The sequence below is a fragment of the Buchnera aphidicola (Macrosiphum gaurae) genome, assembly GCF_005080965.1.
Classification (GTDB): Bacteria; Pseudomonadota; Gammaproteobacteria; order Enterobacterales; family Enterobacteriaceae; genus Buchnera; species Buchnera aphidicola_S.
In genome coordinates this window covers 308,984-335,413 of the sequence record NZ_CP034867.1, presented here as the reverse complement: position 1 = coordinate 335,413, position 26,430 = coordinate 308,984, and the positions used below count along the sequence as shown (strand labels likewise).

Annotated in this window: 20 protein-coding genes; 6 read left to right on the top strand and 14 right to left on the bottom strand. The window is 24.4% G+C overall.

The window, feature by feature from the left end; all coding sequences use genetic code 11:
• Positions 1–107: 107 nt before the first annotated feature.
• Positions 108–851 carry a Nif3-like dinuclear metal center hexameric protein gene (locus D9V72_RS01525; RefSeq protein ID WP_158354882.1) on the bottom strand — a complete coding sequence of 248 codons (744 nt, stop codon included), beginning with the start codon at positions 849–851 and terminating at the stop codon, positions 108–110.
• Between the two features lie 12 nt (positions 852–863).
• A complete protein-coding gene (phrB, locus tag D9V72_RS01520) occupies positions 864–2,297 on the bottom strand; it encodes a deoxyribodipyrimidine photo-lyase (protein WP_158354880.1) in 1,434 nt (477 codons plus the stop codon).
• Between the two features lie 552 nt (positions 2,298–2,849).
• Between phrB and fldA the strand changes: the two genes are divergently transcribed.
• A complete protein-coding gene (gene fldA, locus D9V72_RS01515; protein ID WP_158354878.1) occupies positions 2,850–3,365 on the top strand; it encodes a flavodoxin FldA in 516 nt (171 codons plus the stop codon).
• 646 nt (positions 3,366–4,011) lie between these two features.
• On the opposite strand, the gene gap is transcribed toward fldA, so the two are convergent.
• The 4 genes from gap to D9V72_RS01495 form a co-directional block, all read right to left on the bottom strand.
• Positions 4,012–5,007 (bottom strand): type I glyceraldehyde-3-phosphate dehydrogenase, encoded by a 996-nt coding sequence (gap, locus tag D9V72_RS01510; RefSeq protein WP_158354876.1) that lies wholly within the window; start codon positions 5,005–5,007, stop codon positions 4,012–4,014.
• A 104-nt stretch (positions 5,008–5,111) separates the two neighbouring features.
• Entirely contained in the window at positions 5,112–6,350 is a 1,239-nt protein-coding gene (locus tag D9V72_RS01505; RefSeq protein ID WP_158354874.1) for an FtsX-like permease family protein, read from the bottom strand.
• Positions 6,351–6,366: 16 nt separating this feature from the next.
• Entirely contained in the window at positions 6,367–7,053 is a 687-nt protein-coding gene (gene lolD, locus D9V72_RS01500) for a lipoprotein-releasing ABC transporter ATP-binding protein LolD (protein ID WP_158354872.1), read from the bottom strand.
• Positions 7,046–8,245, bottom strand: a complete 1,200-nt coding sequence (locus D9V72_RS01495; protein ID WP_158354870.1) for a lipoprotein-releasing ABC transporter permease subunit — start codon at positions 8,243–8,245, stop codon at positions 7,046–7,048. The genes lolD and D9V72_RS01495 overlap by 8 nt, the downstream gene beginning before the upstream one ends.
• 692 nt (positions 8,246–8,937) lie before the next feature.
• Here D9V72_RS01495 and mfd point away from each other — a divergent pair.
• Positions 8,938–11,361, top strand: coding sequence for a transcription-repair coupling factor (gene mfd / locus D9V72_RS01490; protein ID WP_158354868.1), 2,424 nt, complete (start codon positions 8,938–8,940; stop codon positions 11,359–11,361).
• Between the two features lie 59 nt (positions 11,362–11,420).
• Complete coding sequence (gene pgl / locus D9V72_RS01485; RefSeq protein WP_158354866.1) at positions 11,421–12,425, top strand: 6-phosphogluconolactonase; 1,005 nt, start codon at positions 11,421–11,423, stop codon at positions 12,423–12,425.
• Positions 12,426–12,433: 8 nt separating this feature from the next.
• Here the strand turns inward: pgl and bioA are convergent, their stop codons facing one another.
• Positions 12,434–13,720 carry an adenosylmethionine--8-amino-7-oxononanoate transaminase gene (gene bioA, locus D9V72_RS01480; RefSeq protein ID WP_158354864.1) on the bottom strand — a complete coding sequence of 429 codons (1,287 nt, stop codon included), beginning with the start codon at positions 13,718–13,720 and terminating at the stop codon, positions 12,434–12,436.
• A 77-nt stretch (positions 13,721–13,797) separates the two neighbouring features.
• Between bioA and bioB the strand changes: the two genes are divergently transcribed.
• Positions 13,798–14,829: a biotin synthase BioB gene (gene bioB, locus D9V72_RS01475; RefSeq protein WP_158354862.1), complete on the top strand. Its 1,032-nt coding sequence runs from the start codon at positions 13,798–13,800 to the stop codon at positions 14,827–14,829.
• Positions 14,830–15,159: 330 nt separating this feature from the next.
• Positions 15,160–15,834: a dethiobiotin synthase gene (gene bioD, locus D9V72_RS01470; RefSeq protein WP_158354860.1), complete on the top strand. Its 675-nt coding sequence runs from the start codon at positions 15,160–15,162 to the stop codon at positions 15,832–15,834.
• 84 nt (positions 15,835–15,918) lie between these two features.
• Here bioD and glyA read toward each other — a convergent pair whose 3' ends face one another.
• From glyA to rlmN, 4 genes are all read right to left on the bottom strand, one after another.
• Entirely contained in the window at positions 15,919–17,172 is a 1,254-nt protein-coding gene (gene glyA, locus D9V72_RS01465) for a serine hydroxymethyltransferase (RefSeq protein ID WP_158354858.1), read from the bottom strand.
• Positions 17,173–17,228: 56 nt separating this feature from the next.
• Entirely contained in the window at positions 17,229–18,470 is a 1,242-nt protein-coding gene (gene hisS / locus D9V72_RS01460) for a histidine--tRNA ligase (RefSeq protein WP_410051773.1), read from the bottom strand.
• Positions 18,471–18,549: 79 nt separating this feature from the next.
• Positions 18,550–19,656, bottom strand: coding sequence for a flavodoxin-dependent (E)-4-hydroxy-3-methylbut-2-enyl-diphosphate synthase (gene ispG / locus D9V72_RS01455; RefSeq protein WP_158354854.1), 1,107 nt, complete (start codon positions 19,654–19,656; stop codon positions 18,550–18,552).
• A 35-nt stretch (positions 19,657–19,691) separates the two neighbouring features.
• Positions 19,692–20,783, bottom strand: a complete 1,092-nt coding sequence (rlmN, locus tag D9V72_RS01450; RefSeq protein WP_158354852.1) for a 23S rRNA (adenine(2503)-C(2))-methyltransferase RlmN — start codon at positions 20,781–20,783, stop codon at positions 19,692–19,694.
• Between the two features lie 250 nt (positions 20,784–21,033).
• Here rlmN and D9V72_RS01445 point away from each other — a divergent pair, with 250 nt between their 5' ends.
• On the top strand, positions 21,034–21,831 hold the full coding sequence (locus D9V72_RS01445) for an inositol monophosphatase family protein (protein WP_158354850.1): 798 nt from the start codon (positions 21,034–21,036) through the stop codon (positions 21,829–21,831).
• A 65-nt stretch (positions 21,832–21,896) separates the two neighbouring features.
• Here D9V72_RS01445 and topA read toward each other — a convergent pair whose 3' ends face one another.
• From topA to rluB, 3 genes are all read right to left on the bottom strand, one after another.
• Positions 21,897–24,482, bottom strand: coding sequence for a type I DNA topoisomerase (gene topA, locus D9V72_RS01440; RefSeq protein ID WP_158354849.1), 2,586 nt, complete (start codon positions 24,480–24,482; stop codon positions 21,897–21,899).
• Positions 24,483–24,584: 102 nt separating this feature from the next.
• The gene (gene sohB, locus D9V72_RS01435) at positions 24,585–25,613 is read right to left on the bottom strand and encodes a protease SohB (RefSeq protein WP_158354847.1); all 1,029 of its coding nucleotides are present in this window, start codon (positions 25,611–25,613) and stop codon (positions 24,585–24,587) included.
• A 37-nt stretch (positions 25,614–25,650) separates the two neighbouring features.
• Positions 25,651–26,403, bottom strand: a complete 753-nt coding sequence (gene rluB / locus D9V72_RS01430; protein WP_158354845.1) for a 23S rRNA pseudouridine(2605) synthase RluB — start codon at positions 26,401–26,403, stop codon at positions 25,651–25,653.
• Between the last annotated feature and the right edge of the window lie 27 nt (positions 26,404–26,430).

Here is a 26,430-nt window from a genome sequence, read left to right as displayed (position 1 = left end):
TGTACACATATTAATTACTACATAATATATAAATATTAAATTATTTTTGATAATAGTAAAAAAGATATTGAAATATTTTACTATGATTAAATTATTATTTAATAAAATTATGCGGGATTATAAATATCGATAAAATCAACACATAAATTATATTTATTATGTAGCCATTCACCTAAAGATTTAACACCATCTTTTTCGGTTGCATGATGTCCTAAAGAAAAAAAATGAATGCCTAATTCTTTAGCGATATGAATAGTTTCTTCTGAGATTTCACCTGTTAAAAAAGCATCAATTCCGAATGCACATGCTTGTTTAATAAAACCTTGACCTCTGCCGCTACACCAAGCAATACGACTAATATGCAATGGAGCATTTTCATATAGATGTATAGGATATTTTTTAAATTTTTTCTCTATTTGTTTTGCAAATTCGAAACCTGTTATTTTATTTTTTAGACTTCCCCAAAAAACATAGGGTAAAATGTTACCTTGAATACAAATATTTAATTTTTTAGCTATTTGTGCATTATTACCTAATTCTGGATGTATATCTAAGGGTAAATGCCAACTGTACAAGTTGATATCATGAGAAAGTATAGTTTTCAGTCGTTTTCTTTGCATGTTGTGTATATATCTTGATTCATTTTTCCAAAAATAACCATGGTGAACTATTATAGCATCAACATTGTAAAATAATGCTTTATCTAACAAAGCTTGACAAGCAGTAACTCCAGTAATAATTCTCTTTATTACTGCTGTTCCTTCAATTTGTAAACCATTAGGAACTATATCGTCATGTTCATTAGATGATAATTTTTTATTGATAATATCTTCTAAGAAAAAATTATTCATAAAATTTTATACCTATTTTTTAAATTTTAATCGTGCTTGATTAAAAATTGATAAAGATTTTTTTCTGCTATCGTTATAATTGATAATGGGGACAGGATAGTCTATTTTAAAATGTTGTTTACTTGACCATTCATGTGGTTGATGAATATAATAATTAGGAACATTTTTTAATTCTGGAATAAATTTCTTTATGAAATTGCCTGATCTATCAAAAGATTTTGATTGATGTAATGGATTAAAAATTCGGATGTAGGGTACAGAATCACAACCTACTGATGCTGACCATTGCCATCCTCCACTATTTAGAGCTAAATCCCCATCAATTAAATGAGAGATAAAATACTTCTCTCCTTCCCTCCAATTAATTAAAAGGTTTTTTACCAAGAAACTAGATGTAATCATTCTTAATCTATTATGCATCCAACCTAGCTCATTTAATTGTCTCATACCAGCATCTATTATCGGAAAACCTGTATTTCCTTCTTTCCAAGCATTAAAATATTTTGTATTGTTTGTCCAATTAATTTCTTTTTCCCATGCAACTAATGATTCGGATTTACTAATTTTGGGGAATCTAATTAATAAATGGTAATAAAATTCACGCCATAATATTTGATTAAACCAAGAGGAAGTAAGAAGAACATTTGATGAAATATTATTATTTGTTTTTAAAATCATTATTAAACAATATCGAGATGATATTATTCCTGCAGATAAATATGGAGATAACATACTAGTACTATCTAAAAAAGGAAAATCTCGTTCAAAAGAATAATTTTTGATCTTATGCAAGAAAAAATTTCTTAAGCGTTTAACAGCATTTTTTTCTCCAATTGGAAAAATATTTTTATTAAAATTCAAAATTAAATCGTTTGAAGAAATAGAATTTAAAAAAATATCTCTATCAGGTTTTCTTTTAGCAGGAATGGGAAAACAGGTAGGTGTATTGGTATGCAAATACTGTATAGCTTTTTTTTTAAAAAAAGTAAAAATTTTATATGTTTCATTTTTTTTGTTTCTGATTTCTTCACTAGGAAATAAAAGGTTATCGTGAAAACCTTTTACACAAAATCCTTTTTCAGATAATTTTTTTTTTACTAAATAGTCTCGATTACGTTCATTTATTTCATATTGATAATTATAAAATAAATTATTTATTTTATGTTGATTGCAAAAAAAAATAAGGTATTCTATAGAATTTAAAAAATCAGTAGATTCATGATAATGTAAGATAATATTTAATTTTAATAATTCTTTTTGTAAAGAAACTAAATGATAATAAATAAAAGATATTTTTTTTTTAGATATATAATGATTGTTCCATTGCTTCGGAGTGGCAATAAATAAACCTATCACTTTATCTTTTTCAGACTTACATGCTTGATATAAAGCTGTATTGTCATACAAACGTAGATCATTGCGAAACCAAACTAAATTTTTTTGCATAATATTTATGTTTTAATATATTAAACTTAGAAGAAATGACTTATAAAGATATCTTTCTCATTAATAAATTTTTTTTAACTATTTTTGTATAAATGTAGCAATTAAAATTAATTACCATTTAACTAACAACAAATAATATTTTTTTTATAAAATTTTTAAAAAAAATTTAAATAAATATAAAAAGAAAAAACATTTTTATTTTTTAAAATTATCATATTTATAAAAATTTTTACAATTACATTGTTATAATATAGATAAAAGAAAAAAAAATCGAGCAACAATTTTTAACTTAAAAATAATTTTTTTATATAAAATGTATAAAATAGAATTTTTATATATAAATTTAATATAAATATATGTCTTTTTTGTATTTCGAAAATAAAAATTTACTTTAATTGAATAATAAATTTATATTTTTATAAATTTTTGTTTTAAAATGTATTAAATATCTCCTTTTTAAAAAAATAAAATTTTTCTTGTATAAATATATAAATTCGAATACATGAACATATTTTCATATTAAAAATATATTTTATTATATAGGAGATTAAAATGAAAAAAATAGGTATTTTTTTTGGTAGTGATACTGGAAATACAGAAAAAATAGCTAAATTACTTCAAAAATATATCGGCAATAATATTTCTGTATTATACGATATCAGTAATACTGTTCAGAAAGATATTGAAAATTTTAATTTTTTAATATTAGGAGTTCCTACTTGGTACTATGGAGAAGTTCAGTGCGACTGGGATGATTTTTTGCCAACTTTAAAAAAAATTAATTTTTCAAATAAAACTGTAGCATTATTTGGATGTGGTGATCAAGAAGATTATAGTGAATATTTTTGTGATGCTGTAGGTGTGATTCATGATATTGTCAAAAAAAATAAAGCAAAAATAATTGGCAAATGGCCTACAAAAGAATATTGTTTTGAACAATCTAAAGCTTTATTAAATCAAGAATATTTTTTCGGATTAATTTTAGATGAAGATCGACAACCAGAAAAAACTGAACATAGAATAAAACAATGGGTACAAAAAATTATTCCATATTTTAATCTAAATTAAACATAAAAACAAAGAAAAATAAAATTTTTATAAAAAACTCAAATAAAACGAAATTTAAAAATTTTGCACATAAATTCAATATAATTTAAATATACTTAAAAAGTAGTAAGATTTTATCGTTAAATACTATATAAAATTTTTTTATCCTAGATCTAGTTAATTGTTAATAATATTTTTTAATTATTAATAATTAATTTTTATAAAAATACTTTACGAATGAGAAATTTAATTTTTATAAGTACATATTATATCAATAAGATAAAAAATTAATCATATTTTTAGTTTGATTGCAAAATAAAAATTTATTGACAAAAAATATATTATTTTGAGAATGTAAAATAGTGTTAATTTATACGATATAAAAAAATACAATAATCTATATTAATTGATAAAAAAACAGTGTAAAATATTTAACTTATCTTATTTAATTATCTAGATAATAAAATTATAGAAATATTTTACAGATTATATAAATTTTTTTTTCAATATAAATAGCGGTATTAAATTTAAAATCAATACCGCTAAATATATATAAAAAATAAAATTTATCTATCATTTTTTTATTGTAGTAAAAATTTTATTTTCACAAATAAAAAATTATTTTTTACATTTTTTTAAATATCTACTATAATTACATTTTATATCTCTATCTAGATACCAAAGAAACTAAGTCTAAAACTTTACTAGAATAACCTGTCTCGTTATCATACCAAGAAATTAATTTAGCAAAATTATTATTTAAACATAAACCTGCTTGGGCATCAAAAATAGAAGTTAATTCTTGACCATTAAAATCTGAAGAAACAACTTCATCTTCAGTATATCCTAAAACTCCTTTCATTTCTTTTTGAGAAGCTCGTTGGATTGTTTGACATATTTCAGAATATTTGGCAGATTTTTTATAACGAACTGTTAGATCTACCACAGATATATTTGATACTGGCACTCGAAAAGCTATACCAGTCAGTTTACCATTCAAGTTTGGCAAAACTTTTCCTACAGCAATAGCCGCCCCAGTAGAAGACGGAATAATATTTTGCAATGCTCCTCTACCACCTCTCCAATCTTTATTAGAAGCTCCATCGACAATTTTTTGCGTAGCTGTACTGGCGTGGACAGTAGTCATTAAACCTTCAATAATACCAAATTCATCATCTATTACTTTAGATAAAGGTGCTAAACAATTAGTAGTACAGGAAGCATTTGATACAATATTTTCTCCTTTATATTTATGAAAGTTAGCACCTCTCACAAACATTGGAACATTATCTTTTGAAGGTCCTGTAATCACCACCTTTTTTGCGCCCGCTAAAATATGTTTATGAGCTTCTTTTTTAGTTAAAAAAAGACCTGTTGATTCAATTACTACATCAATTGATAAATCGCCCCACGTTAATTTTTCAGGATCTTTTATTGAGGTAATAAGAATTTTTTTCCCATCAACAACAATGTTGTCTTTATTAACTTCGATGATATTTTGAAAAACACCATGTGTAGAATCATATTTCAACATGTAAGCTATATATTCAGGAGTTAACAAATCATTAATAGCTACAATTTCAATATCTGAACGTTTTTGAGCAAGTCGAAATACTACTCGTCCAATACGACCAAATCCGTTAATACCTACTTTAACAGTCATAGTTTTTCACCATTTTAAAAAATTATTTTAATAATTCACTATTTAATATTTTATTTTAATTTCTATTTATTTTATTGTTTTCTTTATTAAAATTTATATTGTTTTTAATATTGTTTTAGTATTTTACTAGGATTAATTTTTGAGGCATAATATGCCGGATAATAATTTGTCATAATTCCTATTATTATAGTACTAGTAAAAATAATTATTACATCTGATATATTAATTTTTAATAAAAAAAAATTATTATAATAAATGTTATCTATAAGTATATTATAGGTGAATTTTTTTTCTAAAAAAAATATAATTTTTTTAGAATTTAAAATGGTTACTATCCCTATAAATAAACCAATTAAATTACCAATAATAATAGAGCGTAATCCATAATACAAAAAAATTAGTTGAATAAGAAAATTGTTAGCACCCATGCTACGTAAAATAGCAATTTCTCGTGTTTTTTTAGATATAGTCATTAAAGAAATAGATGAAATACTAAAACATGAAATAATTACTAGAAAAAAAAGTCCTAAGTATAGGATTGTTTTAATTTTTTTAATATCATGATATATATATTTATAACTATCAATCCAAGTGTATGCTAAAATAGGTTTACTTATTTTTTTTGCAGCATTTAAAACAATTTTATCTGCATTAAAAGGGTCAGACATATGCAGTTCAATTGTATCAATCTTATTATCTGTGTAAAAAAATTTTTTAAAAAAATCAAAAGAAACATATCCTATGTTTGCGTCTAATATTCCGTTAGATTGAAATACACCTATAATCTTGAAAGAAAAACTGCGTATTTGAGAAGCAATATAGTTATCGTTTTTATTTAAAAAAAATATCTTGATCCAATCACCTTTTTTTATTGATAAATGTTTTAATAAATAAGATGAAAGAATAATTTCATGGTTAGGACGTATATTTTTAAATAAAATATTTTTATTATCTGAAAAAGAAAAAGTTTTTTTTAAACATTCTATATTGCTAAAACTTTTAATTTCGATTGGTTTTACCTTATTTTTTATTACTAACAATCCATTACTAACAATATAAGGTTCAGAATAGGTAATTCCTGGAAACATTTTTAATTCATGTATTATATCTTGCCATTTTAACAATGATTTATCAGTCAATTGAATGATTCCATGAGGAAAAGTTGATAAAATTGTTTTATTTAATAATGTCTGAAATCCGTTTAACGCACTAAAACTTATAATTAATGCAAATATACTAATAGAAATTCCTATTTTAGATAAAATAGAGATTAATAATACTGTATAGTTTTTATTTTCTTTAAGATGCAATCTTCTTGCAATTAAAAAAGGTAAAAAATTCATTAGATATTTCTTTTAACTAATTTTTATAATTAAATAATTGACCATTTTTCATTTGGAACAAAATAGGTATTTTTTTTATTAAAATAGGATCATGTGTAACAATTAAAAATGAAGTATTAAAATCAGCATTTAATTGAAATATTAAATTAAAAATGATATCTGCATTGTATGCATCTAAATTTCCAGTAGGTTCATCTGCTATTATTAAAGAAGGTTTATTAATTAAAGCTCTAGCAACAGCAACACGTTGTCTTTCTCCTCCAGAAAGTTGAGATGGATATTTTTTTATTTTATCTTCTAAATGAAATTTTTTTAGCATTTGATATGATATTTCTTCAGATTCTTTTGTATTTTTATTACTTATTAAAAGAGGTATGGCAACATTTTCTAATATATTAAAATCTAACATTAGATGATGAAATTGATAAATGAAACCTAATTCAATATTTCTGAATCTAGCCATTTGATTAGATGACATAGAACTAAATAATTTACCATTAAATAATATATCACCAGAAGTTGGAGAATCTAATCCAGCAAGCAAATGCAAAAATGTAGTTTTTCCTGAACCTGATTTTCCAATAATACCTGCTATATCTCCTTTCTTTAATTCAAAACATATGTTTTTTAAAATACTAAAATTTAAATCTCCGTTTTGATATGATTTAGTTAAATTAATACATTTTATAATGATATTAGTCATTGGATAAAATTCTAGATGGTTTCAATCTAACAGCATTCCAAGACGGATATAATGTTAAAAAGATTGTAAATAGTGTAGAAAGAATGTTAATCATAAATACTTGATACGGTTGAATAATTATTGGTATATCAGTTTCATTAAAAAAAATATTAATCAAAAATTTTAAGATATCATTTTGAATTATTAGTGCAACGCTAATTATGGTTCCTAATATATTTCCAATAATTGCAGTACCTGAACCAAACATAACAAATACTAACATAATTTTCCAATTTAGTAATCCTTGTGTTTTTAAAATTGCTATAGCATTTTTTTTCTCTATTGTATGCACAGTAAGCGTTATAAATATATTCAAAATAGATACTAATAAAATCAAAAAAAATAAAAATAACATAATATATTGTTCAATTTTTATTGCTTTAAAAAGTTCACCTTTTTGTATTTTCCAATCCAATACAACCAACTTGTCTATTTTTTTTTTTATTTCTTTAATATTTAAAGATAATGGATCTTTTAACCATACTCGCCAACCAGTGACATAATTTTTAGAATAATTTAGAAAATTTAAACTATCTTTTTTATTCATTAAAATTTGGTAATAATCAACTTCACTTTTAGTAGAAAAAATGCTAATTATTTTAAATATACGTTGGTCAAAAATTTGTCCTGAAAAAAAATTTTTTTTATTAGATAACAAGATTAATTTAAGTTTATCACCAATGTAAACATTAAGTTTTTTAGCTAATTGTTCTCCTATAATTATATTATAAGATCCTGTCTTAAGGACATCTAAAATATTTTTTATGCCATAGTTTTTCATATTAAAAAAATTTGTATTATCCATTCCAATTATTTCTGCCATAGCAATATCGTTTTCGCTTTGAACAATGATTTCTTTACTAATAAAATCAGAAATTTTTTCAATATTATGTAGTTTTAAAATATTTTTAGGCAATTCAGATTTTTTAATATACTGATTCTTATTAGTTATTATCAAATGTGGAATAAAAGATAAAACATTTTTTTTGAAACTTTCTTCGGAGCCATTTATCATAGACATGATAATAATGAATGAAGCTGTACTAATAGCAATAGCTATAATCGATAGAATTGTAATAATTTTTTTGAACTTGGGTAAATGAGTATTCCATAAATATCGTATAGCGATAAAAAGAGATATAGGTTTGTACATTCTGATATATTATCTTAAATTAATGTAAATTTTTTAAATATTTTTATACATGTAATAATAGAAAAAAATTTTATTTAAAAATATATGAAAATTTTTTTTGATATAACTTAATTTAAAATACACACAATGGAGATTTTTTATATTGAAAAAGCTTTTTAATTCCTATTTTTACTCCTTTTATTATATGCTAAAGACTAGTACTATATAAATAAAAAAATACATAAATTATAAATTTTATATTTTATCATATTGTTTTGTGATATCTTTTTATTATATAAAGATATCACGTTTTTGCTATTTTATAAATTTAATTACTACAAAACAACATTTGTTATATTTTTAAATATTATTATTTATACATTGTTTTAAATAATTTTATTTTAGTTAAAAAAATTATTTTAGAAATTAAACAAAAAAATAATTTTATTTTAATCAATTATTTTTCTTAATAATTTAAGAAAATGTTTTAGATGTAAAATATCTAATACATGAAATTAGAATAATTCTAAAGAAATAACATTTGTAATAATTAAAATAAAATTATTATTAATAAAGGAATATTGATATTGAAAAATTGTTTAATTTTTTAAATTTATGGAAAAATTTAATATGAATCAAAAGTCATATTTTTGTAATTAAAAAATCTATTTTAAATTAAAATATCATTACTTATTTTAAAGAAATACTCTTCCATGAAAATAACAGAAAATAAAAATATTATTAATTTTACAAATCAAAAATCATCAAATTTTTTTTATAATATTAACAACCCCAAAAAAGTTCACAACTTATTATCTTATTTATGTTCTTTCCCAGGAAAAATAATATTTTCCTTGACAGAAGAAGACTCTCTAAAAAAAATTTTAAGTTTTTTAGAAAGAAACAAAATTTATCCACAATATATAAAAAGAACTGTTGATATTAATAAGAAATTTGATTATTTTTATATGATAAAAGATCTTAAAAATGGATTTTTAGACAAAAAAAATAATTTTTTATTTATTAGTACAAAAGATTTACTAACAGTATTAATTGGTAATAAATGTATCTCTAATATAAAAAAAAATATTAATATCACAACAAAAAATAATTTTTCTCAATTAGTCTTAAATCATCCGGTCATGCATATTGAACATGGCATTGGAAGATATGAAGGTTTAACTACTATAAAAACTGCTAGTATACAATCTGAATATTTAATTATTTCATATGCAGAAGGAGATAAATTGTATGTTCCAATTTCATCTTTGCATCTTATTTCACCTTATAGTGGGACATCAATAGAAAATGTTCCTCTTCATAAATTAGGTGGTGATGATTGGAGTAAAGAAAAAGATAAAATTAGTAAAATTGTTTATGATCATGCTGCACAATTATTACATATTTATTCTAAGCGAGCATCTAAAAAAGGTTTTGCATTTAAAACAGATCAAAAAAAATATGAAATCTTCTGCAATGATTGTGCTTTCGAAACTACATCAGATCAAAACGAAGTAATGAAGTTTGTATTAAGAGATATGTCTAAATCAATTCCTATGGATCGTTTAATTTGTGGTGATGTAGGTTTTGGAAAAACAGAAATTGCAATGCGAGCCGCTTTTTTAGCTGTATCTAATAATAAACAAGTAGCTATTTTAGTCCCAACTACTTTACTAGCACGACAGCATTTTGAAAATTTTAAAATGCGTTTTTCTAATTGGCCTATTAGTATTAATATATTATCTAGATTTCAAACACAAAAAGAACAAGATTTAATTTTTAAAAATACTAAAAATGGAAAAATAAATATTATAATAGGTACCCATAAACTATTGTTTAAAAAAATAGAATGGCAGAGTCTGGGATTATTAATTATTGATGAAGAACATAGATTCGGTGTAATTCATAAAGAAATTATAAAAAAAATGTACTCTGATATTGATATACTGACTTTAACAGCTACACCTATACCTCGAACTTTAAATATGGCAATGACTGGTATAAAAGATTTGTCTATAATATCTAAACCTCCAGCTCAAAGACTAGCAATTAAAACTTTCATTCAAGAATACAATCCCTTATTAATAAGAAAAACAATACTACGTGAAATATCAAGAGGTGGTCAAATTTATTATATATATAATAAAGTTCAAAATATTGTAAATATTGCTGAAAGACTATCAATATTAATTCCTGAAGCCACAATCAAAATAGGTCATGGAAAAATGAAAAACATTGATTTAAAAAAAGTTATGAGTGAATTTTATAATAATAAATTTAATGTTTTAATTTGTACTACGATTATTGAGAGTGGTGTTGATGTACCAAGAGCTAATACAATTATTATTGAAAATTCTGATCATTTTGGTCTGTCTCAACTTCATCAACTTCGTGGTCGCATTGGTAGATCAAATCATCAAGGATATGCTTTATTCCTTGTTAATAATTTCGATAAAATTACATCAGATGCAAAAAAAAGATTAGAAGCAATTTCATCAGTAGATAATTTTGGAGGAGGTTTTTGTTTATCTAATCAAGATCTTGAAATTAGAGGAGTAGGTGAAATATTAGGTAAAGAACAAAGCGGACATATAAAAAATATAGGTTTTTCTTTGTATATGGAATTATTAAAAAATGCTATTGATTTATTAAAAAATAGGAAAGTTTCAGCTAATAAAAAATTACTAACGCAATCATTAGAAATTGAATTACATGTGTCTTCTTTATTACCTGATAATTACATAGTAGACATTAATACAAGACTATTTTTTTATAAAAAGATTTCTGATGCTAAAAATGAAAAGCAAATAGAAGGAATCAAATATGAACTAATTAATCAGTTTGGCAAGTTACCTAATTATTCTAAAAATTTAATTTTAATTGCTAAAATTCGATTAATAGCACATAAAATTGGTATTAAATGTATTAAATCTAATAAGAATATAGGTTTTATAGAATTTAATCGTAATAATTCTGTGAATATTAAATATCTACTAAAAATATTTAAAGAAGAACCAAATGTCTGGAAAATGGAAAGTTCAACTAAAATAAAATTTGTTTTGAATTTAAAAGAAGATTATTTACGCCTTAAATGGATTATTAAATTATTAAGAAATTTATACAAAAACAATTTTTAAATTTTATCTTATCGAAACGTATCTTAGAATTATTAAACATTTTGATTATAAGGAATTATATGAAACAAGTTGTTTATGTTGCAAATTCAGAAGACAAAAATATAGAAGTATGGAATTTACATGATAATGGCGATATGAATTTAATACAAAAAATCGTAACTGATGGTAATATTCAGCCTATAAAAATTATTAAAAACAAGAATTTGTTATATTCTGGAATTTTTCCGAACAATAAAATTGTTACGTATTCTATAGACAATGATGGTTTGCTTAAAAAAAAAGATGAAAGTAGTATTCCTGGAAAAGCAAATTATATTTCTTTTAATGAAAACAAAAAATTTTTATTTTGTAGTTATTATCATTCTAATTGTATTAGCGTCAGTCCATTAAATCAATATGGTATACCGCAAGATCCAATACAAATTATTTATAATATAGAAGGCTGTCATGCTGCTAAAATCAATTATAAATATAATTTATTATTTGTCATGGCTCTTAAAGAAGATGCTATTTATTTATATTATTTAACAAATTTTGGAATATTAAAAAGTACTGAACAAAAAATACTTTACACCAAAAAAAAAGCGGGACCTCGTCATATCGCTTTTCATCCTAATCAAGATGTTATTTACACTATCAACGAATTAAATGGGACTATAGATACATGGAAAATATACAAAACAAGCAACATATTAAAAATAAAAAATATACAAAATATTAATTTGCTAGAAAATCAAATTCTAGAACGTTATTGGTCTGCTGATATTCATTTAACATCTTGCGGTCGTTTTTTATATGCTACAGATAGAATTTTGAATTCTATTTCATTATTTCACGTTAATCAGAATGATAACAAAATTATTTTTTTTAAAAGTTATAAAACAGAAGAACAACCACGATCGTTTCATATAAACACTAATAATACACATTTAATAGTTGCTGGAGAAAAATCACATACATTTGTTGTTTATAGCATTTCTAATAGAACTGGTGAATTAAAGAAATTAAAGACATATAATACTGGTCGACGACCTGTATGGATACTTACACATCAATTAGATTAAAATCAAATTTATAAAAATAACTTAATGTTATTTATGGCATCTACAATAACATTAGTTAATTTTTTTAACGCGTGAACACTAATGGTATAAGGTGGTACAATATAAATTAATTTTCTAAATGGTCTAATCCAGACACCATTTTTTACAAAAAATTTTTGTATTAAAAACATGTTTACTGGATGAGAACATTCAATAACACCAATAGCTCCTAATACACGTACATCTATTACATATGGATGATTAATTAATGGCCGCAAATTTTTAAATAGTTGTTTTTCGATACTTAATACTTGTAATTTCCATTGATTAGTTTTTAATATTTTTATATTAGCATTAGCAACTGCGCATGCTAATGGATTGCCCATATAAGTGGGTCCGTGCATAAAACAACCTACTTTACTTTTACTAATAGTATCAGCAATATGACGTGAAGTTAAAGTTGCAGCTAAAGTGATTGTACCCCCTGTAATTGATTTTCCTAAACATAATATATCTGGTACAACATTAGCATGTTCAAACGCAAACATTTTTCCAGTTCGACCAAATCCAGTAGCAATTTCGTCAAAAATTATTGGAATAGAATAATGATCACATAAAATTTTTATTTTTTTTAAGTATGTAGGATGATAAAAATTCATCCCTCCTACACCCTGTACTATAGGCTCTAATATAACCCCTGCTATTTTTAATGATTTTTTTTCTATTATTTTTTTAAAAGATATAATATCACTAGTATTCCAAGCTTTATGAAACGAAGAAATTGGAGCATCTGCAAATAAATTTTTTGGTAGCAAGTTATTATATATTTTATGAAGAGAATTTTCAGGATCTGAAACTGACATTGCTGCAAAAGTATCACCATGATAACCATTGCGAATAGTTAAAAACAATTTTCTTTTTTGACCTAATGAATTCCAATACTGTATTAACATTTTTATTGCTATTTCAATAGCAACTGAACCGGAATCAGAAAGGAAAACACAATCTAATTTTTCTGGAGTTAATGCAATTAAATTTTTACAAAGTGCGATAGCTGGCGGATGTGTGATTCCACCAAACATCACATGAGACATTTTTCTTATCTGTTTTTTTAATGCTTTATTTAAAATAGGATGATTATATCCGTGTATTGCAGACCACCATGAAGACATACCATCTATTATATTTTTTCCGTTTTTTAATTTTAAATAAACTCCTTTAGCAGAGATAACAGTATAACAAGGCAGAGGATTGATCATAGAAGAATACGGATGCCAAATATGTTTGTAATCAAAAAATGTATCAGATTGACTCATGATGATTTATATATAAAATATTAGATAATTAAGTATAAACGTTTACTAAAATAAAATCATAATTTTTTGGAGGTAATATGAAAAAAAAATGGACTCTAGAAAAAACAGAAATACTTTTTAAAAAACCATTTTTTGATCTTATATTTCAAGCTCAAAAAGAACATAGAAAAAACTTTAATCCCAATACAATACAAATCAGTACTTTACTTTCAATAAAAACAGGATCTTGTCCAGAAGATTGTAAATATTGCCCACAAAGTGCTAGATATAAAACAGGTTTAAAAAAAGAACCTTTATTAGCACTAGAACAAATTATTAGTGCTGCAAAAAAAGCTAAATCCTCAGGTTCTAGTCGATTTTGTATGGGTGCCGCATGGAAAAATCCAAAAGAAAAAGACATACCTTATTTAGAAAAAATCATTAAAAAAATAAAAGAAATGGGAATGGAAACATGTATGACTTTAGGTACTTTAAATAATTCACAAGCAAAAAAATTAGCAGATGCAGGTTTAGATTTTTATAATCATAATTTAGATACTTCTGAAAATTTTTACAGTAGTATTATTACTACTCGAACATATCAAGAACGACTAAATACACTAGATAAAGTTCGTAATGCTGGAATGAAAATTTGTTCTGGAGGTATTATAGGCTTAGGAGAAAAAATACAAGATCGTATTGAATTATTAATGGAACTATCTAACTTGTCTATTCAACCAGAAAGTGTACCTATTAATATGTTAGTGAAAATTCCAGGTACACCAATGGAAGATAATCAAAATGTAGAACCATTTGATTTTATTCGTGTTATTGCTGCCGCTCGTATTATGATGCCAAAATCTTACATCAGACTATCTGCTGGACGTCAAAATATGAATGATCAAACTCAAGCCATGTGTTTTATGGCTGGAGCAAATTCTATTTTTTATGGATGTAAATTACTTACTTCAGATAATCCAGAAGAAAAACATGATTTAGAATTATTTGAAAAATTAAATTTATATCCTGAATATAAAAAACAACCTATATTCAAAGAAAATAAATACAATTCTATTATGCAGACATTAAAAATTAATAAAGATCAATACTATAATGCGGCTATATTATAAGATATAATAAAAAAAGTATTGCTTAAATTTTGAAAAATTTAAAAATATTTTGTGTTTTAAATAAAATATTAGGCAATTATTCTAAATGAGAATAATTTTATTTTTGATTTGTAGAGTAACTCAATATTGTAGTTATGTGTTGTTGTATAAAATACACATAATAACTTATATCGAGTTACTCAATCTAGAAATATATTAGTATTTATATTAAAAAATAATGTTTTTCTTCAAATTAAATTAATAGGAAATATTTTTAGTGATATTAATGATTATTCTAAGAGAAATCGTTTTTTCTAAATTATACATTATCTATCAAAATAAGATTTTATTATGATTAAAAAATTTTTTATTACCGGAACGGACACAAATGTAGGAAAAACAATTGCAAGTAGTATTTTATTAAAAAAAGCTGCTGCATCTGGATATAAAACAGCGGGATATAAGCCTATATCTTCTGGAAATCAAAAAAAATCATGTAATTTTTCAAACAATGATGCAACTATTCTAAAAAAAAGTAGTTCTATAAAATTAAGTGAAAAAGAAGTGAATCCGATTTCATTTTTTGAAAATGCTCCTCCTCACATCTTAAGTAAATTTCAAAAAAAAAATATAAAACAAACAGAATTATCTTTAGGATTAAAAAATATTACTCAGAAAAGTAATTGGATTTTAGTAGAAGGTGCTGGTGGATGGTATACACCATTGTCTCATAAAGAAACTTTTTCTAATTGGGTTAAAAAGGAAAAATTAACTGTTATTATTATTGTCGCAATTAAGTTAGGGTGTATTAACCATGCTATTTTAACAGAAAAAGCTATTATTTCGGAAAAAATAACATGTGGAGGTTGGATTGCTAATAATATTTTTCCAAAAGATAAGTATAATATATACTATATCCAAACTTTGTTAAATTATATTGAATCCCCATTTTTAGGTGAAATTCCGTATTTAAATAATAAAAACAAAATAAATTTAAAAAAAATCAAAATAAAATTACCTAAATGAAAAATGTATTTTTTTGAAAAAATATTATTTTTATAATCATTGATATAATTATTAAAAAAGATGGATATATTTAATGTATCTTAACTAAAGATAAACAGGATATTTTAAACAAATTTCTAATACCTTCTGTTTAATTTTAATAATGTTATCATCATCGTACACATTATCTAAAATACTGGATATCCAATTTGATACTTTAGAAACTTCATTTTCTTTAAATCCTCTTCTAGTAATAGCCGCTGTACCAATGCGTATACCCGAAGTAATAAAAGGACTTTTTAAATCATTAGGTATAGTATTTTTATTAATAGTTATATTGGCTTTACTTAAGGCAATATCAGCATCTTTTCCTGTAATTTTTTTATTAGTCAAATTGATTAAAAATAAATGATTGCAGGTTTTTCCAGATACTATTTGATATCCTTTTTCTAAAAATTTTTGAACCATAACTTTAGAATTTTTTACTATTTGTTTTTGATATTCTTTAAATTTAGGTTGTGCAGCTTCTTTAAACGCGATCGCTTTAGCAGCAATTACATGTATTAGTGGTCCTCCTTGTGTACCAGGAAAGACTGATGAATTTAACTTTTTATATAAAATGTCATTACCATTTTTAGCAAGAATAAGCCCCCCGCGAGGTCCTGCTAACGTCTTATGAGTCGTACTTGTAACAACATGTGCATAGTTAATTGGATTTGGATAAATTTGAGCTGCTATTAAACCTGCAACATGAGCTATATCAACAACTAAATAAGCATTAACTTTATCTGCAATAACACGCATTTTTTCCCAATCACAAATACCAGAATATGCTGAAAAACCAGCAATGATCATTTTTGGTTTATATTTTTCAGTTAAATGTAAAATTTCCTCATAATCAATTTCACCATTTTTATTTACTCCATATTGAATAACATTATACATTTTCCCCGAGAAGCTTACCGCAGAGCCATGAGTTAAATGACCTCCGTGTGATAATTTCATGCCTAATATTGTATCACCAAATTTCAATAATGCTGTATAAACAGCAAAATTAGCTTGAGAACCAGAATGAGGTTGAACATTAGCATAATCTGCGTCAAATAATTTTTTTGCTCGATTAATTGCTAATTCTTCTATTATATCTATATATTTACAACCGCCATAATAGCGTTTTCCAGGATAACCTTCTGCATATTTATTAGTTAATTGTGAACCTTGTGCATTCATCACATAATTACTAGCATAGTTTTCTGATGCAATTAATTCTAGATGATTTTCTTGCCTTTTTTTTTCTTGTTCTATTGCCAACCATATTTCTGGATCATATTTTGAAAGATCTGTTTTATTATTTAACATTTTTTACCTAAAATATTGAGTTACATGTAAAATATAAAATCTTCAAAAAATTAAATTTATTTAAAAATTTTTTGAATTTTTATCATTAATTCATATTTTAAAAGATAATATTCTTTTTCTTTTTTTAAATCTTTAACTAAAAAAAAACCGTTTTTGATTTCATTATCACCTATTAAGATTATAATTCTTGATGAAGAACTTATCGCATTTTTTATTTTTTTTTTAAGATTTTGATTAAAAAAATTAATAAAAACTTTTAATTTCGGGTATAAATCTCTTATTTCTTCAGATAATTTTACAGCGTAATATTTATTATTATTTCCTATAAAAATAATACAAATGTTAATTTCTTCTAATTTTTCAGAAAAATTTTTTATCGATTTTGTTAATAAAACTAAACGTTCTATTCCTATTGCAAATCCTATGGCAGATGTTTTTTTTCCTCCCATTTCTTCGACTAAATAATCATATCGACCACCTGCACAAATAGTATCTTGTGTACCTATTTGATTACTTTTCCATTCAAAAACAGTGTTATTATAATAATCTAATCCTCGTACTAAATACGGATTGTATTTATATTTTATTCCATGAGAATTTAGCATATCACATAAATTTTTAAAATGACTGCTAGAAGCAATATCAATATATTCACTTAATAATGGTGCTTCTTTTAATATTTTTTGCACATCTCGGTTCTTCGAATCTAAAATACGCAAAGGATTAGTATATAATCGTCGTTTACAATCTTCATCTAATAAATGTTCATGTTTTTTAAGAAAGCAAACTAATTTTTTTTGATATTCAAAACGATCAATTTTAGAACCTATTGAATTGACTTCTAAAGTTACACATGAATCAATACCAATTCTTTTCCACAAACGATGTGTCAAAATAATAATTTCTAAATCTATATCTTCTGTATCAAAACCAAATACTTCTGCTCCTAATTGATAGAATTGACGATATCTTCCATTTTGTGGTCTTTCATATCGAAACATAGGTCCTAAATACCAAAATTTGTTTTTTTGATGCAATAAATGATGTTGTATTAAAGCTCGTACACATCCTACGGTCCCTTCTGGACGTAAAGTTAAACTATTACCTTTTCGGTCATTAAAAGAATACATTTCTTTTTCTACTACGTCGGTAACGTTTCCGATTGCTCTTTTAAAAATTTCAGTTTTTTCTAGTATAGGCAACCTAATTTCTAAATAACAATAACTGGTTAAAACTTCTTTCAATATAATTTCTATATAATTCCATATTTTTAATTCTTCTGGAAGATAATCATGCATTCCTCTAATAGATTTAATTTCTTTTTTCACTATTTTCTCTTATATTACATCTAAAACAATTTAAATATAAAATTAAATATTATTTTTTTAAATTATTTAATTTATCTATGTTTTTTATTTTTTTTCGAATTTTAATTTCCATTTTTTCAATAATTTCTTCGTTTTTTATTTTTTTTTCCTGTCTTATTCCATCTTCATACAATATACTATTTTTATGATGTCCTGTTAAGCCTAAATTTGCTGTTTTAGCTTCACCTATACCATTAACAATACAACCGATAATTGATACGTCTATAGGAATTGAGATATCTTCTAATTTTTTTTCCAATTGATTTACTGTATTAATTACATCAAATTCTTGTCTGGAACATGTAGGACATGCAATAAAATTCACTCCTCTTGACCTTAAATTTAAGACTTTCAGAATATCATAACCTACTTTTACTTCTTCAATAGGATTAGCGGCTAATGAAATCCGTATTGTATCTCCAATACCTTCTAATAATAGTAAAGCAATACCTATAGAAGATTTTACTGTCCCATTTCTTAAACCTCCTGCTTCTGTTATTCCAATATGCAAAGGCTGTGTAATTTTTTTTCCTAATAATCGATATGATTCAACTGCTAAAAATACATTAGATGCTTTAACGCTAACTTTAAATTGATTGAAATTTAAAGTATCAAAATATTCAATATGTCTCATAGCAGATTCTACTAAAGCTTCTGGAGTAGGTGTTTTATATTTTTTTAATATATCTTTTTCTAAAGATCCAGCATTTACACCAATTCGAATTGGTATATTTTTATCTTTTGCATAAGTGATTACTTCTGATACTCGTTTTATATTCCCAATATTTCCAGGATTAATTCTTAGACAGTCTGCTCCATATTCTATAGCTTTTAGTGCTAATCTATAATCAAAATGTACATCTGCAATTAATGGAATGTTTATTTGTTTCTTAATTTCTTTAAATGATTCCGCAGCTTTTAAAGTCGGTATAGAAATACGGATAATATCTACTCCTACTTTTTGCAATTCTAGAATTTGATTAATAGTTTCAAGAGTATTTGTAGTTCGAGTATTAGTCATTGATTGAACTGAAATAGGTGCGTTATTTCCAATAGGTATTTTACCAACATAAATACGATCTGATTTTCTTCTGTTAATAGTTTTGGATTTATTCATTTTTTTATATGTAATAGAAAGAATAATAAATTAAATTATTTTGTAATAGGATTTATTATAATACCAGTTAATTGACCACATGCAGCATTAATATCCTGTCCTCTATTTTTTCTGATTATTGCAGTAAATCCTCTTTTCCTAAGAATATTTGCAAAAATATTAATTCGATGAATGTTACTGCATATAAGAGACGAACCTACAAAAGAATTCCAAGGAATTAAGTTAATTTTACTAGGTATTTGGCTTAATAAAGTAGCTAATTGCTGAGCATGTTCATTAGAATCGTTAATTCCATCTAGCATAACATATTCTATTGTTACTCCGCCTCGATTAGCCTTTGAATATTTTAAATATTTTAGTGCAGAATTTAAAATAGAACCAATGTTATATTTTTTATTAATTGGCATAATAAGATTTCTAATAATATCATTCGGAGCATGTAAAGAAATCGCTAAAGAAACATCAACTATATTTCTTAATTTATCTAATGCTGGAACTATTCCTGAGGTAGATAAAGTGATACGACGTTTTGACAAACCAAAACCATGTTCATCGAGAATGATTTTTAATGCAGATACAACATTATTTAAATTTAATAAAGGTTCACCCATGCCCATGAACACTATATTAGTAATATTTTTTGTGATGTTTTTTTCTTTTAATATTTTATTTGCCTGCCAAATTTGAGCAATAATTTCAGAAACTTTTAAATTTCTTTGAAAACCTCCTTTTCCGGTAGCACAAAAATGACATTTCAAAGCGCATCCTATTTGTGAAGAAATGCAAAGAGTAGAACGTTTTTTTTCAGGAATGTATACTGTTTCAATTATTTGGTTGTTAATAGAAGTAATCCATTTTATCGTACCATCGTAAGAAATTTTTTCTTCTATAAATTCTGATGCAGAAATATAAGATTTTTCATGTAATTTATTTCTTATTTTCATACTAATGTTAAACATTTTATAAAAATCATCACAATAATGATGATAAATCCATTTCATAATTTGTTCTGCACAAAAACTTTTTGCGCCTAAAGAAGCAAGAAAAAATCTTAAATCTTGACGATTGAAATCCAATAAATTAATTTTAGATGCTGAAATTGTAAATATATTAATATTCTTATTCATCTAAAGGCCTAAAATTAATTAGTGCGAAATATCTTTTCATTAAAACTTTACCTTAACAAAAAAAAATAGTAATAATATATGATTATTATATTAATATTATATATTAATATAATAAATTCATTCATCTTGATAATATTTTTATATCTTAAAAATAAAATTACTCTTTAATAAAAAAAAATCTTTAATAAATATTAAAGATATTTAAATCATGTTATTATGCCAATCATTTTTGAAAATTCAGGGGTTTTCTATGCATCCAATGTTAAATATTGCTATTCGTGCAGTACGAAAAGGCGGAAATATTATTATTCAAAATTATGATGCACATAAATTTATTAAGGAAGATGTAGATAAAAATAAAATATTTATAAAAAATATAATATATAAAATTAATAGAATAATTAGTGAAATTATTTATAGATCTTATCCTCATCATATCATCTTAAAAAAAAATGAAAATATTATTTTAAAACAAAATGAAAAAAATACTATTTGGATTATCAACGAATTAGATGGAAAGAATAATTTTGTTAAACATTTTCCACATTTTTGTATTTCTATTGCTGTAGTTGTAAAAAGTAAGACTGAAATTTCTGTAATATATGACCCAATAAAAAATGATTTATTTACAGCAGTCAAAGGACAAGGTTCTCAATTAAATGGATACCGAACGAGATGCAGTAAAATTAATACTTTAAATCACACTACAGTTGCTGTTAATTTACCGAATAAAATTTACAGTGAAACACTATCTTATTTTGAAATATATAAAAAATTAATTTTATGTGGAATTTCTTTTAGATGTACTGGTTCTACTGTACTTGATGCTGCTTATGTTGCAGCAGGAAAAATAGATTGTTTATTTGATTTTAATTTAGAACCAAATAATTTTGTAGCAAGTAAACTACAAGTTCGAGAATCTGGTTGTTTAATTAGTAATTTTACAGGAGGTCATGAATATAATCATTGTCATTCTGGGAATATAACTAGCAGCCCCAAGTTTGTTAGATTAATTACCGAAAAAATACGTGCATATTATTTAATATAATAAAATTAAAAATGATACTTTTAAAAAAATATTTAAATTAAATGTTTTCTTGTTTTTCGCAAATATTATTTATTTATTACACACCATTTTTTATTAATAAATAAAGCTGACCAACCTGTGAATTTTCCTTCTTTTTTAGAAGTAATATAATGTTTTTTCGTCTTTCTATTGAAACAAACAATAGTTTTATTTCCATTTTCATCAATTATAGGACCACTAGATAAATAGTGTATTTTTTCTGGTAATAAATGTTGAAATCGTAGTAATTCTTCTACAAATGGAGATCTAGTTTCGCGTGATTTAGGAAAAGTATTTGCAGCAAAAAAAATACCGGAAATTCCTTCCCGTAAAACAAACCATGCGTCAGATTCTTTACACAATAATTGTGGAAAAGGAATGGGTTCTAATTTTGGATCAGATATTTCACCATTAGGTAAAATTTTTCTTGTATTTTTGCATGTTTTTTTTATACATATAAAAAATTTACCAAATGGACCTATTTTAAGAATCATTTTATTCTGACATTTTTCACATTGAATTGTTTCAGATAAATAAAGAGGACTTTCAAAAACCCCTTCTTCAATTTTATAACCAATGCAAGTAGGATTATTAATACAAATATGCAGTTTTAGTCTTTGATTAATGAAATAACTATCCATAGACATATTACATTTTTTACATCGATGAATTAATTTTAAAGATATTTTTTTTTGATTTTCTTCTTTATTAAAATCATCTAATGAAATTAGATTTATAGTTTTTTTGCAACGATTTTTAGATTCAGCATTATTATATCCTAAACAGCTAAGAAACACACCAGTTGTGGCATTTTTTATTCCCATTTCTTTTCCGCAAACTGGACAATCAATTGAGGTTGGAACAATTCTATTTAGTTCCATTCCCCCTTCTTCTGGACTTTTTTTAGCCCTTTCTAACTGTTTAGAAAAATTTTTAAAAAAAGAATCAAGTACACTTTTCCATTTAATTTTATTTTGAGCAATTTTATCAAGTGTTTTTTCCATATTGGCAGTAAAATTATAATCAATCAAATCACTAAAACTTTTTTTTAGTCGTACAGTAAGAATTTCTCCCATTTTTTCTGCATAAAATTTATTTTTTTTAATTTTAACATATCCTCGATCTTGTATTTTTGATGTAATTACAGCATAAGTAGAAGGTCTTCCAATACCCTTTTTTTCTAATTCACGCACTAAAGATGCTTCAGTAAAACGTGGCAGAGGTTTAGTAAATTTCTGACTGGGTATAATTTCCTCTATTAATAATAGACTTCCTACATGTAATGCAGGAAATTCAGAATTAATATTTTTTTCTTCAATTAAAACTTTTGTCCAACCATCAAATAAAACTATTCGTGCATTTTTTTGCAATGTAAACATGTCAGCCATTACTATTATAGTAACAGATTTATATTTAACTGATGTCATTTGAGAAGCTATAAACTGATTCCAAATTAACTGATATAATTTTTTGGCACTTGAATTTAAATTGTTTGATTTTATATTTTTTACTTGGATATCAGATGGTCGAATAGCTTCATGAGCTTCTTGAGAATATTTTTGATTAGAATATAAATTGGGTTCTTTAGGCAAATAATCATTACCATAAAAATTTTTTATGTATGTTCGAGCTTTTTTGATAGCATGTTTACTTAAATAAGTAGAATCAGTTCTCATGTAAGTTATATAACCTTCTTCATATAATTTTTGTGCTAAAAACATTGTTTTTTTTACACTAAATCCTAAATGAAGATTAGAAAATTGTTGTAAAGTAGAGGTTATAAAAGGAGGAGATGCAGTTTTATAAAAAATTTTCTCTTTATAATTTTTAACGATAAATAATGATTTTTTCATTTTTTCTATTGCAAAATTCACTTCATTTCTATTTATCGGATAAAATTTTTTATTATGAACATGTGTTACATGCATACTAATTTTTTTTTTATCTTCAGAAAAAAGAGATACGTTTATTTTCCAATATTCTTCTGGAATAAAATTTTTTATAATATGTTCGCGATCTGATATTATACGAACTGCTACAGATTGGACTCGTCCTGCAGATACACCTCTAGAAATTTTTTTCCATAATAAAGGGGAAATCATATAACCTACGATTCGATCCATAAAACGACGTGCTTGTTGTGCATACACTCGATTCATATTTATATGACCTGCTTTTTCAAAAGCTTTTTTTATTGAATGTCTAGTAATTTCATTAAATACTACACGACTGAATTTAGCATAATCTCCTCCAATAACTTCCCTTAAATGCCAAGCTATTGCTTCTCCTTCTCTATCTAAATCTGTAGCAAGATATATATGATCGACTTGATTTGCAATAACTTTTAAATCAGAAATAATTTTTTCTTTACCAGGTAAAATGTGATATTCAGCATTCCAATCTTTATAAGGATTGATTCCTATTTGTTTTATAAGGATCGTATTTTCATTAGCTTTTGTTGAAATAATATTATTATCAGAAAGTTTTTTATTTTTCTCTTTATGTTGTGATTTACGGGTTATCAAATCTCGCACATGTCCTATACTAGACTTAACTATGTATTCACAACCTAAATATTGATTTATAGTTTTTGCTTTTGCCGGAGATTCAACTATCACGAGAGATTTTTGCATATTTTTATCCAATAAATCATATGTAACTATATTGAATCAGATGCTCAATAGGTGATGGACTTAAGATTAATTATATTTGAAACTTTTTTTATATTTTTAAAACTATAAATAATTTTTATAAAAAAATATTTTCAGTATTATTTTACTAATATTATGTGTTATAGATGAAGTAAAACGTTCTAGCATTTTTTTATTATAAGTATATTTAATACTTAATAAAGTATATTCTTCCATTTTAGACATCAATATATCATCGCTTGTAGAAATTTGATCTACTAATTTTTTTTGTAAAGCAATTGTTCCGAACCAATGTTCTCCATTAGATACACTTTCGATATCTAAAGATGGTCTCATTTCTTTGATGAAGTTTTTAAAAAGTTCATGTGTTGCATTTAATTCTTCACAGAATTTATTGCGTGTTGATTCAGTATTATTTCCAAACATTGTCAGAGTTCGTTTATAATCACCTGCAGTATGAAGTTCAATGTCTATATCATATTTTTTTAATAATTTATTAAAGTTAGGCATTTGGGCTACTACTCCAATTGAACCTATTATAGCAAATGGTGCTGCGACAATATAATCAGCAACACAGGCCATCATGTATCCTCCACTTGCAGCAATTTTATCAATAGATATAATTAGACGTATTCCTCTTTGACGTAGTCTATTTAATTGAGAAGCAGCTAATCCATATCCATGAATTACACCTCCAGAACTCTCTAAACGTAATAAAACTTCATCATTTTCATTTGCCACTAAAAGGATGGCAGATACTTCTTCTCGTAAACCAATTACTTCATTAGCATAAACATCTCCTTTAAAATCTAATATATATAATTTTTTCTTTTTATTTTGAAGATATTGACCTTTATTGTCTAACATTTTTTTTTTATTTTTTTCTTTTTCTTTTTCAAACCATATTTTTTTTTCAAAATTTTGCATTGTAGATAATAATATTTTGTTTTTTATATTTTTATAATTATTTTCTAGTATAGTAACTTTTATTTTACTTTGATTGTTTTTTTTTCTTTTTACTGTTTTATAGAATAAAAATAGTGTAGAAATACTAATTATAATAAAAGTAATAATTTTTGCTAAGAACAATTCATAATTTACAAGTAAATTCACACAATAAACCTTTTTAAAAGATAGATAAAAAAATTTTTTAATATTCTTTTAAAGAAACTAATTTAGATAAATTATCTACTAATGTAGAATTTAATTCAGTCCAATGTCCCAGTTTTAGATTTTTAGGCAAAACAATGTTGCCATAACGTATTCTAATCAATCGACTCACTTGACATTGAACTTTTTTCCACATAAATCTAATTTCACGATTTCTTCCTTCGCATAAAACACCTTTAAACCATTTATTTTTTTTTGAATATTCACGATTAATAACGTGTATGCTTTTAAACGAAGCATAACCATTTTTAATTTTAACTCCATTTCTTAAAATATTCATTTTATTTTTATTAATTTCTCCAAAAACTCGAATGTAGTATTCCCTTTCTATTTTATTACTGGGATGCATAAGTTTATTAGCTAAATTTCCATTATTTGTAAATAACAATAATCCTCTAGTATTTAGATCTAATCTTCCGACACTAATCCATCTATGAATATTCAAATACGGCAATTTATCAAAAACAGTTGGACGTTTTTGATTGTCATTTCTAGTACAAATTTCACCTTCCGGTTTGTTATAAATAATCACCTTTGTTGCAAAATGTGTTTTTTTTGTAGATATTTTTTCTCCTTCAATTGTAATCTTTTCAAGATTATCATTATCTACACGCTGACCAATTACTGCTTTTTTACCATTAATAAATATGATTCCAAGTTTAATCATTTCTTCAATTTTACGACGTGATCCATATCCAAAATGAGATAATATTTTTTGTATTTTTTCAGTCATTTATTAGACCTTTTATAATTTTTTATC

What these genes read in the sequence shown, in the direction of transcription:
- D9V72_RS01525 (WP_158354882.1), bottom strand. Translation starts at nt 851, where the DNA reads ATGAATAATTTTTTCTTAGAAGATATTATCAATAAAAAATTATCATCT.
- phrB (WP_158354880.1), bottom strand. Translation starts at nt 2,297, where the DNA reads ATGCAAAAAAATTTAGTTTGGTTTCGCAATGATCTACGTTTGTATGAC.
- fldA (WP_158354878.1), top strand. Translation starts at nt 2,850, where the DNA reads ATGAAAAAAATAGGTATTTTTTTTGGTAGTGATACTGGAAATACAGAA.
- gap (WP_158354876.1), bottom strand. Translation starts at nt 5,007, where the DNA reads ATGACTGTTAAAGTAGGTATTAACGGATTTGGTCGTATTGGACGAGTA.
- D9V72_RS01505 (WP_158354874.1), bottom strand. Translation starts at nt 6,350, where the DNA reads ATGAATTTTTTACCTTTTTTAATTGCAAGAAGATTGCATCTTAAAGAA.
- lolD (WP_158354872.1), bottom strand. Translation starts at nt 7,053, where the DNA reads ATGACTAATATCATTATAAAATGTATTAATTTAACTAAATCATATCAA.
- D9V72_RS01495 (WP_158354870.1), bottom strand. Translation starts at nt 8,245, where the DNA reads ATGTACAAACCTATATCTCTTTTTATCGCTATACGATATTTATGGAAT.
- mfd (WP_158354868.1), top strand. Translation starts at nt 8,938, where the DNA reads ATGAAAATAACAGAAAATAAAAATATTATTAATTTTACAAATCAAAAA.
- pgl (WP_158354866.1), top strand. Translation starts at nt 11,421, where the DNA reads ATGAAACAAGTTGTTTATGTTGCAAATTCAGAAGACAAAAATATAGAA.
- bioA (WP_158354864.1), bottom strand. Translation starts at nt 13,720, where the DNA reads ATGAGTCAATCTGATACATTTTTTGATTACAAACATATTTGGCATCCG.
- bioB (WP_158354862.1), top strand. Translation starts at nt 13,798, where the DNA reads ATGAAAAAAAAATGGACTCTAGAAAAAACAGAAATACTTTTTAAAAAA.
- bioD (WP_158354860.1), top strand. Translation starts at nt 15,160, where the DNA reads ATGATTAAAAAATTTTTTATTACCGGAACGGACACAAATGTAGGAAAA.
- glyA (WP_158354858.1), bottom strand. Translation starts at nt 17,172, where the DNA reads ATGTTAAATAATAAAACAGATCTTTCAAAATATGATCCAGAAATATGG.
- hisS (WP_410051773.1), bottom strand. Translation starts at nt 18,470, where the DNA reads ATGCATGATTATCTTCCAGAAGAATTAAAAATATGGAATTATATAGAA.
- ispG (WP_158354854.1), bottom strand. Translation starts at nt 19,656, where the DNA reads ATGAATAAATCCAAAACTATTAACAGAAGAAAATCAGATCGTATTTAT.
- rlmN (WP_158354852.1), bottom strand. Translation starts at nt 20,783, where the DNA reads ATGAATAAGAATATTAATATATTTACAATTTCAGCATCTAAAATTAAT.
- D9V72_RS01445 (WP_158354850.1), top strand. Translation starts at nt 21,034, where the DNA reads ATGCATCCAATGTTAAATATTGCTATTCGTGCAGTACGAAAAGGCGGA.
- topA (WP_158354849.1), bottom strand. Translation starts at nt 24,482, where the DNA reads ATGCAAAAATCTCTCGTGATAGTTGAATCTCCGGCAAAAGCAAAAACT.
- rluB (WP_158354845.1), bottom strand. Translation starts at nt 26,403, where the DNA reads ATGACTGAAAAAATACAAAAAATATTATCTCATTTTGGATATGGATCA.